This is a genomic window from Caulobacter sp. BK020 (genome assembly GCF_004342605.1).
Taxonomy (GTDB): Bacteria; Pseudomonadota; Alphaproteobacteria; order Caulobacterales; family Caulobacteraceae; genus Caulobacter.
Window position 1 is genome coordinate 45,095 of record NZ_SLZL01000024.1, and the last position, 13,391, is coordinate 58,485.

At 68.4% G+C, this 13,391-nt stretch carries 9 protein-coding genes; 4 read left to right on the plus strand and 5 right to left on the minus strand.

Annotated features, from left to right (window positions below):
• Positions 1–101 precede the first annotated feature (101 nt).
• The 3 genes from EV278_RS21415 to EV278_RS21425 are packed head-to-tail and all read left to right on the plus strand — an operon-like array spanning position 102 to position 4,536.
• Positions 102–2,210 (plus strand): 3-hydroxyacyl-CoA dehydrogenase NAD-binding domain-containing protein, encoded by a 2,109-nt coding sequence (locus EV278_RS21415; RefSeq protein WP_132095865.1) that lies wholly within the window; start codon positions 102–104, stop codon positions 2,208–2,210.
• 11 nt (positions 2,211–2,221) lie between these two features.
• Positions 2,222–3,334, plus strand: coding sequence for an acyl-CoA dehydrogenase family protein (locus EV278_RS21420; RefSeq protein ID WP_165916736.1), 1,113 nt, complete (start codon positions 2,222–2,224; stop codon positions 3,332–3,334).
• Entirely contained in the window at positions 3,331–4,536 is a 1,206-nt protein-coding gene (locus EV278_RS21425; protein WP_132095868.1) for an acyl-CoA dehydrogenase family protein, read from the plus strand. Before EV278_RS21420 ends, EV278_RS21425 begins: the two co-directional genes overlap by 4 nt.
• 115 nt (positions 4,537–4,651) lie before the next feature.
• Here EV278_RS21425 and EV278_RS21430 read toward each other — a convergent pair whose 3' ends face one another.
• The gene (locus tag EV278_RS21430; protein ID WP_207905542.1) at positions 4,652–6,922 is read right to left on the minus strand and encodes a TonB-dependent receptor plug domain-containing protein; all 2,271 of its coding nucleotides are present in this window, start codon (positions 6,920–6,922) and stop codon (positions 4,652–4,654) included.
• Between the two features lie 311 nt (positions 6,923–7,233).
• On the opposite strand from EV278_RS21430, the gene EV278_RS21435 reads away from it, so the two are divergent.
• The gene (locus EV278_RS21435; protein WP_165916737.1) at positions 7,234–8,073 is read left to right on the plus strand and encodes an oxidoreductase; all 840 of its coding nucleotides are present in this window, start codon (positions 7,234–7,236) and stop codon (positions 8,071–8,073) included.
• Here the strand turns inward: EV278_RS21435 and EV278_RS21440 are convergent.
• From EV278_RS21440 to EV278_RS21455, 4 genes are read right to left on the minus strand one after another with little or no spacing between them, the layout of a single operon-like run.
• Positions 8,070–9,455 carry a DUF1254 domain-containing protein gene (locus EV278_RS21440; RefSeq protein WP_132095874.1) on the minus strand — a complete coding sequence of 462 codons (1,386 nt, stop codon included), beginning with the start codon at positions 9,453–9,455 and terminating at the stop codon, positions 8,070–8,072. The genes EV278_RS21435 and EV278_RS21440 overlap by 4 nt on opposite strands.
• 10 nt (positions 9,456–9,465) lie before the next feature.
• On the minus strand, positions 9,466–10,761 hold the full coding sequence (locus EV278_RS21445; protein ID WP_132095876.1) for a sulfotransferase: 1,296 nt from the start codon (positions 10,759–10,761) through the stop codon (positions 9,466–9,468).
• A 4-nt stretch (positions 10,762–10,765) separates the two neighbouring features.
• Positions 10,766–12,004, minus strand: coding sequence for a cytochrome P450 (locus EV278_RS21450; RefSeq protein WP_132095878.1), 1,239 nt, complete (start codon positions 12,002–12,004; stop codon positions 10,766–10,768).
• A 15-nt stretch (positions 12,005–12,019) separates the two neighbouring features.
• The gene (locus tag EV278_RS21455) at positions 12,020–13,276 is read right to left on the minus strand and encodes a hypothetical protein (RefSeq protein ID WP_132095880.1); all 1,257 of its coding nucleotides are present in this window, start codon (positions 13,274–13,276) and stop codon (positions 12,020–12,022) included.
• Positions 13,277–13,391 lie beyond the last annotated feature (115 nt).

Below are 13,391 nucleotides of genomic sequence, written 5' to 3' on the forward strand. Positions count from 1 at the left end.
CCGCGGCATCGTAAGCGCGATCAGAGCCTCCAGACGGACGGGTTTGGTTGAGGCGGCCTTCCCGCCGCGCGTAAGACAGGACGTCAGCTTCGGGAGTTTCCATGTCCGCCGTCGAATACGCCGTCGAGAATGAGGTCGCGGTCCTCACCGTCGCCTACCCGCCCGTCAACGCCCTGAGCCTAGCCGTCCGCACGGGACTGGGCGAAGGCGTGGCGCGCGCTCTGGCCGACGATGGCGTCAAGGCCATCGTGGTCATCGGCGGCGGCTCGACCTTCATCGCCGGCGCCGACATCAGCGAGTTCGGCACCCCCAACAGCGCGGCCGAGCCCCGGCTGCAGACCCTGCAAGCCCAGTTCGAGGCCAGCCCCAAGCCGATCGTCGCCGCCATCCATGGCACGGCCCTGGGCGGCGGGCTGGAACTGGCGTTGACGGCCCATGCCCGGGTCGCCGTCGCCTCGGCCAAGGTCGGCCTGCCGGAGGTCAAGCTGGGCCTGCTGCCCGGCGCCGGTGGCACGATCCGCCTGCCCCGCCTGACTGGGGTGGAGGTCGCCCTGGAGGCCGTCGCCACCGGTCGCCACATCGGCGCCGGCGAGGCCGAGCGGCTGGGCATTCTCGACGCCATCGTCGACGACCTGCGGGCCGGTTCCGTCGCCTACGCCCTGAAGCTGGCGACCGAAGGCGCGCCGCCCCCAGTGCGCGACCGCAACGACAAGGTCAGCGGCGTCGATCCCAAGGTCTTCGAGGACTTCCGGGCCAAGAACCGCAAGAAGTGGCGCGGCCAGATCGCCCCCGCCCGCATCGTCGACGTGATCGAGGCGGCGACGAACCGGGGCTTCGACGAGGCCAAGGCCTACGAGAACCAGGCCTTCGCCGAGCTGATGGCCAGCGACCAGCGCAAGGCCCTGATCCACTACTTCTTTGCCGAGCGCGAGGCCCGCAAGATCCCCGACGTTCCGGCCGAGGTGAAGCCCCTGCCCGTCCGCAAGGTCGTGGTGATCGGCTCGGGCCTGATGGGGGGCGGCATCGCCATGTCGTTCGCCAACGCCGGCATCGCGGTCAAGCTCCTGGACGTCAACACCGAGGCGCTGGAGCGCGGCATGGCGACGGTGCGCAAGACCTACGAGACTTCGCTGTCGCGTGGCTCGATCACCCAGGCCCAGATGGACGATCGGCTGGGCCGCATCCAGCCGATCGGCGGCTATGACGACCTGGGCGACGTGGACATGGCCATCGAGGCGGTCTTCGAGGACATGGCGCTGAAGCAGGAGATCTTCGCCCTGCTGGACAAAGCCACCCCGCCGCACGCGATCCTGGGCACCAACACCTCGTCACTGGACATCGACCAGATCGCCTCGGCCACCAATCGGCCCGACAAGGTGATCGGAGCCCACTTCTTCAGCCCGGCCAATGTGATGAAGCTACTGGAAGCCGTGCGCGGTTCTAAGACCAGCGCGGAAACGATCGCCACGGTCATGGCGCTGGGCAAACAGATCGGCAAGGCTCCGGTGCTGGCCGGCAACTGCGACGGCTTCATCGGCAACCGCATGCTGCAGTACTACACGGTCAACGCCGAATACATGCTGGAGCGCGGGGCGACGCCGGAGCAGATCGACCGCGTGGCCGAGGCCTTCGGCATGGCCATGGGGCCGCTGGCCATGCGCGACCTGGCCGGCATGGCCCAGGCGGTCAACGTCCGCGCCGTGCGCAAGAAGACCCTGCCCTCCGACGAGCGGATGCCCGAACTGGTCGAGCGGATGGTCGAGGCGGGCCGCATCGGCCAGCGGTCGGGTTCAGGTTTCTACCGCTACGAGGGCCGCGACCGCCTGCCTGACCCCGAGGCCATCGCGATCATCATCGCCGAGGCCCAGCGCCAAGGGATCGAGCAGCGCACCTTCACCGATGAAGAGATCCTGGCGCGCCTATTCCATCCCCTGGTCAACGAGGGCGCCAAGGAGCTGGAGGAAGGGATCGCGATCCGCGCCAGCGACATCGACGTGGCCTGGGTCAATGGCTACGGCTTCCCGATCCATACCGGCGGCCCGATGTTCTGGGGCGAGCAGATCGGCCTGGACAAGGTGCTGGAGACCGCGCGGACCCTCGGCGCCGAGAACGGCCAGACCCGATGGGGCCCCTCCAAGCTCCTGGAACGCCTGGTCGCCGAGGGCAAGGGCTGGAAGGACGCCCCGGCCCTGATCGCCCAAGGCCTGTAGGATCACAGTCCATGGCCTTCCTGCTCGACGACGACCAGCGCCAGATCGTCCGGGAGGCCGAACGCCTGCTGGCCGACAATTTTTCGCCCGACCGGCTGCGTGACCTGCTGGAGCGGACCGGAAGCCATGACCAGGTCTTCTGGACGGCCTGCCGCGATATGGGCTGGACGGCGATCACCATCGCCGAGGAGTACGGCGGCCTGGACCTGGGCCCTGTCGAGCTTTGCCTGACCGCCCAGGTCGCCGGCCGCTTCGTCGCCGGCGCGCCGTTCCTCTCGACCAGCTTCGGCGCCAGCGAGGCCCTGCGTCGGCATGCAACGCCTGAGGTTCGGGCCAGGCTTCTGCCGGGCTTGGCCGCGGGCGAGACCATCGGCGCGGTCCATTTGTCGGCGGCTCTCGACGCCGACGCGACGCCACAGCTGCGTGACGGCGCTCTGCATGGTGCGCTTGGTCCCGTAGCGGCCGGCCTGCAGGCTGGCTTGCTGGTCACGCTGGCCCATGACGTGGCGACGGAGACCGACGTCATGGTCCTGGCCGAGCTCGACGCTCGGACTCGCCGCGCCCCGGTCCAGACCTTCGACAACAGCCGGGGCTACGCCGATCTGGCCTTCGAAGGCGCCCCGGCCTCGATCCTGACCACGGCGGACGCCCGGAAAGCCGCGCTGGACCTGCTGGCCGGCGTGGCCGTGGTCGTCGCCTTCGAGCAGTTGGGCGTCGCCGAGGCCTGCCTGGAGCGGGCCCGCGCCTTCGCCAACGAGCGCCAGGCCTTCGGTCAGCCGATCGGCAAGTTCCAGGCGATCAAGCACCGGGTCGCCGAGATCTATGTCGCCACCGAACTGGCGCGCGGCACGGCCCTGAGCGCCGTCCTGGCCTTGCGCGACAATGCCGACGACTTGGTGATCCGGGCGGGGGCGGCGCGGCTCTGCGCCATCGAGGCCAGCGAACTGGCGGCGCGCGAGGCGATCCAGACTCACGGCGCGATCGGCGTCACCTGGGAGCACGACCTGCACCTCTACTATCGCCGAAGCCGGGCCTTGGCCCTCGAGCTGTGCGCCGCCGGGCGCTGGGAGGACGTCGTGGCCGAACGCTTGGTCGCCCATCACGCCAGGGACCTGACCGCATGAGCGCCCTCTCGCCCGAGCTGGAAGCGTTTCGCGCCCGCGTCGTCGCCTTCATGGATCCGCATGTCGCCGAGTTCGGCCAGGCCGCGCGCCTGGGTCTGTCCCTGGACGACGACGTTGCGCTCGCTCGTCGCTGGCAGGCGACCAAGGCGGCGGCCGGGTTCGCGGGGCTGACCTTCCCCGTCGAATATGGCGGCGCGGGTCTCAGCCAAATCGAGCAGGTGCTGTTCGTCGAAGAGGAAGCCGCGCGCGGCTTTCCCTCGGCCTATTTCGTCATCAGCCTGTCGATGCCGATCCCGATGGTGCTGCGCTACGCCACGCCCGAGCAGAAGGCCCGCTTCGTGCCGCCGGCCCTGCGCGGCGAGCAGATGTGGTCGCAGCTGTTTTCCGAACCCTCGACGGGCTCGGACCTGGCCGCGGTGCGCACCCGCGCCGTTCGGGACGGCGGCGACTGGATCCTGTCCGGCCAGAAGGTCTGGACGACCTTTGCCCAGTACTCGGACTACGGGGTGATCGTCGCCCGCTCCGATCCCGACGCTCCCAAGCATCGCGGCCTGACCTATTTCTTCGTGGACCTGAAGGCGCCGGGCGTCACGGTCCGGCCGATCCGTCAGTTGCACGGCGCCGAGGAGTTCAACGAGGTCTTCTTCGACGACGTCCGCATCCCGGACGCCTGGCGCCTGGGTGAGGTCGGGGCAGGCTTCCGCCTGGCGGTCGAGACCCTGATGATCGAGCGCTATACGGCCGCCGCCGACGAGACCGGCTTCGGACCGCCGTTGGACGCCCTGGTCGCTTTGGCCCAGGAAACCCAGCTGAACGGTCGGCCGGCCAGCCAGGACGGTCGCGTGCGCAGCGTCATCGCCCGCGCGTTCGCGACGCAGCAGGCCCTGTCGGCCATCCACGAAAAGTCGGTGCTGGAACTGGCCGCGGGCCGCGAACCCGGCCCCGAGGGCTCGATCCACAAGCTCGTCGGCGCGCGGGGCCGACGCGAGGTCGCGATCTGTGCGCTGGACCTGATGGGCGCCGACGGACTACGGTTCGACGCAGCCGCCCATCTCCGCCCCAAGACCGACTTCGCCATGTCGTGGATGGACCAGCCGACCCTGCGCATCGCCGGCGGCACCGACGAGATGCTGCTCAACACCGTGGCTGAACGGATCCTGGGCCTGCCGCAGGACTACCGCCCGGACAAGGCGTCGCGCTGAACCGTCTTAGGCGCCTCGCACAGACAAGAAAAAGGGCGGAGATCGTATCGATCTCCGCCCTTTCTTTGCCGAGGCAGCTAGGGCCTGGAGGTGATCCTCCAGGCCCTTCAGCATCTTAGAACTCGTACTTCAGCCGCACGCCGTAGGTCCGCGGGTCGCCCGGGGTCCGGGCGCTGAAGCCCAGCGAGGAGAAGACGTCGAGCATGGCGAAGTCGTACTTTTCGTTCAGGGCATTGTTGACGTAGAGGCCGATCGAGGCGTTCGTCCCGCCCACATTGCGGAGCTCGGCCGTCAGATTGACCAGTTCGTAGCCGTAGGTGACTTGGGTCGGCGCGGCGCCGTCATTGTCGACGAAGCCGTCGCTGTGGAAATAGCTGGCCCCGAACGACAGCTCGCTGCCGATCTTGTCCGGGATCGTCGGCGTGAAGCGGGCCGACAGGCTGTAGACATTCTTGGGCGTGCGCGAGAAGGCCGTGGCCGAAAGGTCCACGCCATTAGGATCGATGAACTCCTTGAACTTCCCGTCGGCGTAAGCCCAGAAGCCCGACAGCTCGACCGACTGGACCGGCCGGAACAGGAACTCGAACTCCCCGCCCTGGACCTGGGCCTTCTGGGCGTTGGCGGTCACCGTCGTGATCGGGATCACGGTGTTGTCCTGCAACAGCCGCTGGATGTCCTTGTACTGGCTGCTGTAGAGGGCCAGGTTGGTGCGCAGGAAGGCGCCATTGAAGCGCCAGTCGGCCTTTACGCCGACTTCGACGTCATCGACGATCTCGGGCTCGAAGGTTCGGCGCAGGCCCGCCTCCGTCGAGGCGCGGGCGCCGAAGCCGCCGGTGCGGTAGCCGTGGCGGTGGGCGACATAGACCAGCTTGTTGTCGCCAAACTTGTAGTCGAGGCTGACGTTATAGGTCGGCTCGCTGTACTTGACCGCCAGCGGCAGGTCGCAATCGGCCAGGGCCGGTCGGGTTTCGGCGGTGGCCGGGTTGTGGTCGGCGTCGATGGTGAAGCGGCAGGCCGTCGCCGTCCGGCTCAGGATGTCGGCCTCGCGCTTGTCCCAGTTGCCACGGACGCCGGCGGTCAGCGACAGTCCCTCAACGCTCGGGAAGGCGTAGGTGCCTTGGGCGAAGACCGCGTAGCTGGTGTTCTTGGCCTTGATCCAAGTGTTGGCCCAGCCCGGATAGGCGAAAACGCTGGTGGGCTGCACGTCGCCGAAGTCGACCGCGCCGGTGACGCTGGCGCCCTGGTCGGAACCCTTCTCACGGAAATAGTAAGCCCCGGCGATCCAGTTCAGGTTGCCGGTCTGGCCGAGGACCTGGAACTCGTCGGAGAACTGATGCTGATCGAAGATCCGCTCGATCTCCAGCAGCGGGATCGGCAGGCCGTCGGTGTCTTCGTAGCTGTGCGATTTGACGTCACGGTAGCCGAGGATGTTCTTGACCGAGATGTGGTCACCAAGGTCGTAGACCGTCGAGTTGGCGACGGTGACGGTTTCCACCTTGGAGAAGGACGGCGTGCCGCTGGCGGTCTTGAGCGTGCCGCGCGCCTGCTGGTCGGCCAGCATCTGCTGCAGCGTCGGATAGTTGCGCGGGGTCCGGACCGGCGCGGAATTGAAGACCCCGTTCGGATTGATGGCGCGGACATAGGAGCCGGCGCCGCCCTCGTTGGAGTGGTAGGCGTCGACCACCAGGGTGTTGGTCAGCGCGTCATTGGGGTCCCACTTCAGCGAGAACCTCAGCGCCTGATTGTCGGTGAAGTTTACGTTGCGGCCCAGCAGGACGTCATACAGGTAGCCGTCGTCCTTGTTGCTGACCACAGCCAGGCGGGCGGCCAGCTTATCGCCTAGCGGCATGTTGACGACCGCCTCGGTGTTCAGGGTTCCGAAGTTGCCGACCGTGACGCCGACCGAGCCGCCGGCTTCGTGGGTTGGCGCGTTCGGGATCAGTTGAACGATGCCGCCTGTCGAGTTGCGCCCGAACAGGGTGCCCTGCGGCCCCTTGAGCACCTGGACCGAAGCCAGGTCGAACAGGCCGCCGTTGGCGCCTTGCGAGCGCGGGGCGACGATGTCGCCGATATAGAGCGAGACCGACGGGTCGGCCAGGATCGTCAGCTCCTGCTGGCTCTGGCCGCGGATGGCGAAGGTCGGGGTGCTCTTGTTGGCGCCGGCGCCCGGGACGATGATCAGGGCCGGAGCCTGGGTCCTGAGGCCCGACACGTTGGTGATATTGGCGCGTTCCAGGGCCTGGGGCGGAACGGCGGTGACGGCCAAGGGCACGTCCTGGAGGCGTTCCTCCCGTCGCCGGGCCGTGACGATGATGTCGTCGACGGTGGTCACGGTTTGCGCGGCCGGCGCCGTCTGGGCGGGCGCGGTCGGCGCGTCCTGCGCCAAGGCAATGGCCGGCGCTCCGCACAAGGCGGTTGTCGCGCAGGCTAACACACGCCAATTCCCTCGAATGCCCATCGGGCTCCCCTTCTGCGTTTCGATCCCTGGCCGCCGCTTGTCCGGCGAGCGAGGCCCGTTCTCTTTTGGCGGGCTCTCGACTATCCACCTTATCCCCGGCGCTCGCCTTGCCTATGCGACCCCATGTCCTGATCGCGTCAGCGATATGCCTAGCTTGGCGAGCGCGACGACTGGACGCGGCCAGCACGTCGGGAAAGGCTGAGGCGGACGCTGTCCAGGCGCCGCCAACGAGGCTTTCGATGGTTTCTCCCAAGGCATGGCTTATTACCGGCGTGTCCAGCGGGCTCGGGCGGGCGATCGCCGAAGCGGCCCTCTCGGCCGGCCATGTGGTCGTCGGCACGCTGCGCAAGCCCGACCAGTTCGCCGCGTTCGAAGCCCTGGCTCCGCGACGCGCCCATGCCTTGGCCCTGGACGTCACCGACGCCCAGGCGGTCGGTCCCGCCGTCGATGCGGCGGCGGCCCTCGCTGGCGGGCTTGACGTGGTTGTCAACAATGCGGGCTATGGCCTGGTCGGGGCGGTCGAGGAGCTGACCGAAGCCGAGGCCGCCCGGGAGATGGACACCAATTTCTTCGGCGTGTTCAGGGTCGTGAAGGCCGCGATCCCGCACCTGAAGGCGCGTGGCGGCGGCTCCATCATCAACATCGGGTCCGTGGCCGGGGCCCGAGGCTTTCCCGGCATGGGGCTCTACTGCGCCTCCAAGTTCGCCGTCGCGGGCCTGAGTCAGGCCCTGGCCAAGGAGCTCGCACCGTTCGGGATCCGGGTGACGGTGGTCGAGCCGGGTGGTTTCCGCACCAATTTCGGCGCGGGCAGCATGGCGTGGGCGCAGGCCCCCCTGCCCGACTATGCGGCGATGACGGCGCGCATGCGGGAGTCGATGGAGCGTCCCACGGTCCCCGCCCCCAATGATCCGGCCCGTGGCGCGGCGGTGGTCCTGACTCTGGCGTCGATGGACAAGCCGCCCGTTCACCTGGCGCTGGGCGCCGACGGGCGCAAGTACATCCGCGATGCGATCCACGCGCGCCTGGCCGACTACGACCTGCATGTCGACCTGGTGGAATCGACGGCCTATCCAGCCTAGGTTCGGAGCGGCCGGACCACCAGCGGCGGCGGAGAATAGGACTTGTCCAGCACCGTCGCGTGGGGCCCGTACAGCCGCCCGACCACCTGGAACGGTCCCGTCGGGACAGGCAGCCAGTCGCCCAGGCGATCAGCTGGAGGCGGCGCGTTCTGGAGCAATAGGGTGAAGCCGCCGTCGGCGTTGCGGCGGATGTCGGCGTCGCGGTCCCCGCGCTTGTAGCGCCCCGACGGATGCGGAACGAGCAGCCGCGTCGCCGCGTCATAGACCGTATAGGACCAGAAGCCGTCGACCGGCGGCGCCGCGTCGAAGGTCATCTCGTAGGCCGCGGCCGCCCCGTCCAGCGGCGCGCCGGCGGCGTCGACCTCGGCGACCATGTAGACCACCTCCGAAGCCCCCGGCCCCCAAATGGCGTAGCGCGCCGCGACCGCCCGGGCCAGATAGGCGTCGGACGAGCCCGTCAGACGGTCGCGACCGCCGCGCAGGTCCAGGGGATAGACCCAGCCGTTGACCGGCGTGTCCAGGTTGGCCAGCCGATGCTCGATCCTGGCCCGCCCGGCGTCGATCCCGGCCTGGATCGCCGCCGCTTGCTCGGTCGTCAGCGCCGAGGCGTCGAAATCCGCGCCGGGCGCCACGCCGAGGCCGGCGAAACGCTCGAACAGCGCCGCCTCGTCGGGATGGACGGCCGCCTGGGTCATCAGGTGGTTGAAGGTTGCGATGAACTCGGGCGACGGCTGCTCGAAGAACCCTCGCCCCCGAAGGCCGGAGGCGGGCGGGGCCGGAAACTCGACCGCCGGCGGCGCGGGCGGCTGGGTCAGACCCAGGAACTGGCTGAGCGGGATCAGGGCGTATCGGTCCTGCAGCGCATGGATGGCGGCCTCGTCGCCAGGCCCCTCGACGATGATCCGGGTGAAGAGCTTGATGATCCAGCTGTCGGCCGTCACCACCTCGTCGACACCGGGCGGCGAAGGACCACGCCAGTCCGGCCCGGTCAGCAGATAGGTCCGCGCCGCGTTGCCCACGTCCAGCGTGCCGCGGGTGAAGAAGTTCATCGTGTACCAGTCGGCGGCCTGCACGTTCTGGAACCGATGCCCTTCAAACTGCGGAACCTTCAGCACCACGGGCTCCCGCCGCAGATCCAGCCAGGCGGCCGAGTACAGCGTGTCGGTGTTGATCCAGGGAATGACGTTGTTGAACGTCGGGCTGCCCAGGGTCCGGAAGTGGGTGAACCGTCCGATCGCCTGCTTCTCGGGCGTGTCGGGGCCCATGGTCTGACGATGGAAGAAGCCATAGGCGATCATCATCGGGAAGGCGTAGACATAGGCCTCCTCGGCGATGGCGGCGATTTCGTCGGGCGACAGGGCGGGATCGATCGGCGAGGTCATCGATACTTCCTCAGCCCGCGAACCGGCGATCGACGGGAATGGAAAAGCGGTCCTGGTAGAAACCCAGGCGGCGGCGCAGGTCGCCGACGTCGAGACCGAAGTCCTCGGCGGCGTAGTCGTGGCCGCCGTGCTTGCCCTGGCGATTATCGTCGATCCAGGCTTGCATCGCGGTCTCGGCCTCGGGGCTCAGCACATCCCCGGCGACCGCATAAATGCGTCGCACGCAGCCCAGGGGATCGGCGATCAGGTCCGTGAACTGGATGTCGACGAAGCGTCCTTCATCCTTCGGCCGGTCCTCCACGCCCTTGCGGAGCAGACGCTCGACGATCGAGGCCATGTCGGCTCCGACCGCGTGGGGATTGGGGTGGTCGTAGTAACGTCGTCCGCCATAGGTGGTCAGGCTGGCCAGGGAGATGACGGCCGGCACGGGATCGCGATGGGTCTGCACCAGGATGGCGTCCGGAAAGACGGTAAGCAGCGGTCCGAGCTGTTCCAGATGCTGCGGCGCCTTCAGCACCCAGCGCTCTCCGCCGCGCAGCCACTGCAGGGTTTGCAGCACCCGGCGGAAATAGCGGTAGCCTTCGGTATGGTCGAAGGCCTGGTGCCAGCGGCTATAGCTGGGAACCCTGTAGCTCCATTCGAACTGCAGCGAGGCGAAAGCGAAGATCAGCAGGCTGATGTCCTCGTCCGGCTGGTCGGCCGTCAGTTCGTGCATCAGCTTCAGATCGGGCACGACCGTGTCCAGCATGTCCAGGGACTGACGCATGCGGACCAGGCGCGGGTCGGGGTCAGGCTGCGGCGCCGTCGGATCGCCGTCCGGCAGCGGGGCGACCTGCTCCCAGAACGGCGACGAGCGCTTGGCCGGATCCCGCGACAGCAGGCGGTGCAGGATGGTCGTTCCGCTGCGAGGCAGGCCGATGACGATGATCGGGCGTTCGACCGGCTGATCCAGGATTTCCGGATGGCGCCGCCAAAGGTCCTCGAACCGCAACCGCAGGGTTAGGAGGCCCGCAAGCTGGTTGAACAGCTGCAGCCGGCCCAGGGCGTGGAACTGGATCTCGTCGTTCAGCGACCGGCACAGAACCGCGAGCGGTTCGTCCAGCGGCGCGGACCCGAAATCGACGGGTCCGCCGGCCCTGCGGATCGCCTCGGCCTTCAGAGCCTCCGGGGTTATGGCCAGCGCCTCCGCCAACGGGATCGCGCGGCTTAGGGCGGCTAGCCCCGCGGCCGTGTGCTCAGGGTAGGCCAAGGCCCGGGCGCGCGCCGTCAGGACGCTGTCCGGCGGCAGGGGCGTGGACTTCAGCATCCGGTCAGCTCCAGGCCACGTCGAGGCCGGTATGGCCCCAGTACATCCACGTCCGCACCCGGCCGCCGACGCCCAGCAGGCGCAGGTTGGGCAGGCGCTCGATCAGCCGCTCCAGCGCGATCCGCGCCTCCAGCCGGGCGACCGGCGCGCCGAGGCAGAGGTGGACGCCCGAGCCGAACGACAGGTGCTGGCGCGCCTCCGGCAACGGCCGATCGATCCGGAACTCGTCGGGAGCCTCGAACACCGCCGGGTCGCGATTGGCTCCGCAGATCGAGAACATCAGCTTGGCCCGCTCGGGGACGTCGTGGCCGTGCATCTGGGTTTCGGAGAGGCTGGTGCGAAAGTGCGCCAGCACCGGCGGATCGAAGCGCAGCGACTCTTCCACGGCGTTGTCGATCAGCGACGGATCGGCCTTCAGCTGCTCCCAGCGCTCGGGCGCCTCCAGCAGCCGCCGCAGCAGGTGGCCGATCAGGTTGGTCGTCGTCTCCTGGCCGCCGGTCAGGAAGGCCAGGCAGATGTTCAGCATTTCCTCGTGCGTCAGGCGCCGGCCCTCGACCCGCGAGACCAGGGCGCGCGACATGAAGTCGTCCGGCAGCACCGTGCCCAGATGCGACAGGTCCGGCTCCTCGATACCCGCCTCGACCAGCATGGCCTTGCGCTGCTCGATCAACATCGTGAAGTGTGGATAGATCTCCCGCAGCACCACCTCGTAGGAGCCGGGCTCGGGATCCTCGAAGGTCAGGAACTGCAGCGTGTCGCTCCAGCGCTTGTAGTTCTGGTAGTCGGCTTCCGGCGCGCCCAGCATCCGGCACATCATACGGGCCGGCAGCGGCAGGGCGAACAGGCTGTAGAAGTCGCCCTGGCCCTCGGGGATGGCCAGCATCGCGTCGACCAGCTCATCGACAATGGCCTCGATCTTCGGGCGCCAGGCCTTGACCATCGGCGGGGTCAGGCCGCGCTGCACCACCATGCGGAAAGCGGCGTGGAAGTCGCCGTCGGTCTTGAAGCCGACGTCGCTGATCGAGTCCTTCATCGCGTTGCCGAACCGGAACGACCAGATCGGATTGCCCTGCAGGATGTCGGTCTTGATCTCGGCGTGATCGCTGAGGACGTAGTAGTCGGGACGACCCGCCTGGGCCGGTTGGTGATGGAAGGGACAGGCGGCGCGCAAGGCGCCATAGGTCGCACCGGGATCGGCCAGCGCGTCGTCGTCGAACGGATCGAAATGGATGTCAGACGCCATGGTGTCCTCCTGTTGTCAGTCCAGACGCCGCGCCAAGCCGGCGGCGCGATGCGACAAGTGTTGGCGGCGTTCCGCCGGCGTGACCCAGCGCATGTCGGCTGGCAGGGCGCTCGCCAGGGCGTTCAGCTTCACGACGCGTGACGCGCGCACCGAGCGCTCGGAGTCGAACCCGCCGTCGGGCAGGCCCTGCCAGCGATGCAGCATCGCCCCCTGCTCCAGCCCCGCGGGATCCAGCCAGTTGTGGACGCCCGGGTCGGACAGCGAGACGACATAGGTGATCGTCCCGTCGGCCGAGCGGTGGGCCTGGTGCTGGTTCAGGCTGCTGGTGTGAGCGCCATAGTCGATCGAGGCGCCCCAGGGATCGGCCAGCTGGACGCCCAGGTACCGCGCGCCGCAGGGATCGATGGTGACGACCAGGGCCTCGTCGGGCGCCAGGCGAAAGCGAGCCTCGCTGGTGGCCTGCTGCGTATAGGAGAAGTTCTTGGCCCGGCCCTTGGCGATGTCGTTGAACGGGGCGGCGAACCACTGGGGCATCAGGCGGAGCCAATAGTCGATGGACGCGCCGACGGCTTCGAGCGCCTCGGCGACCAGTTGGTCCTCATTCCGCGTCGCCACCTCAGGCCCGGCGGTGCGGGTGACGCCCAGGGAGACCGGCGTTTCCGCTCCCCAGTCCTGCAGGGAGTCCCGCACGAAGATCAGGCGGGCGGCGCCGGGCCAGGCCTGGAGATGGTTGGCGCGATCGCCCGCCGCGTCAGGGCCGACCGTGAAGCTGAACCGGCCATCAGCGTCCCTGTCCAGCTGATCCAGGACCAGCACGCCCTGGGACTCGCTGTCGACGCCGGACCCTGGATAGGCGTTGAACAGGGTGAAGCTGACATCGGCGCCGGGACGGTCGTTGATTTGGCCGTCGATGCGGAAGGAGCTGACGTCGTCCACGGCGATGACACGATAGACGTTATCAGGATTGTCCACGCCGTGCCGCGTTCCGGGAATGCGCAAGCCATCGCGCTCGTGCGGCAGGTTCAGCGTCCAGAAGGGCGTCGAACGGCCTACGTCCATGGCCACCACCGACACTACGGCGCTGAAAGCCATTTCCTCCAGGTTCAGCGGCAGGGTCGTCCGACCGGCCGGCGTCTGCGCCAGCGGGTGGGCCTCGAACGCCGCTCGCTTGGCTTCGACAGCCGCCTGGACCGCGGGGTGCGTGAACAGCCGCACGGCGTCTGCCTCGATGGCCAACTGGTCGGGTCCGTTCAGCACCGATCGCGCGGGCATGTCGCTCTCCTGGGTCCTGGCCGCCTCAGATCTCGTAATCGATCTCGCCTTCGAGCCATGCGACGATGCGCTGTGCGGCCTGGACGGGGTCGAGCTTGGTGGTGTCGATGCGCAG

Coding starts and splice junctions, on each gene's coding strand:
- EV278_RS21415 (WP_132095865.1), top strand. CDS start 102: ATGTCCGCCGTCGAATACGCCGTCGAGAATGAGGTCGCGGTCCTCACC.
- EV278_RS21420 (WP_165916736.1), top strand. CDS start 2,222: ATGGCCTTCCTGCTCGACGACGACCAGCGCCAGATCGTCCGGGAGGCC.
- EV278_RS21425 (WP_132095868.1), top strand. CDS start 3,331: ATGAGCGCCCTCTCGCCCGAGCTGGAAGCGTTTCGCGCCCGCGTCGTC.
- EV278_RS21435 (WP_165916737.1), top strand. CDS start 7,234: ATGGTTTCTCCCAAGGCATGGCTTATTACCGGCGTGTCCAGCGGGCTC.
- EV278_RS21440 (WP_132095874.1), bottom strand. CDS start 9,455: ATGACCTCGCCGATCGATCCCGCCCTGTCGCCCGACGAAATCGCCGCC.
- EV278_RS21445 (WP_132095876.1), bottom strand. CDS start 10,761: ATGCTGAAGTCCACGCCCCTGCCGCCGGACAGCGTCCTGACGGCGCGC.
- EV278_RS21450 (WP_132095878.1), bottom strand. CDS start 12,004: ATGGCGTCTGACATCCATTTCGATCCGTTCGACGACGACGCGCTGGCC.
- EV278_RS21455 (WP_132095880.1), bottom strand. CDS start 13,276: ATGCCCGCGCGATCGGTGCTGAACGGACCCGACCAGTTGGCCATCGAG.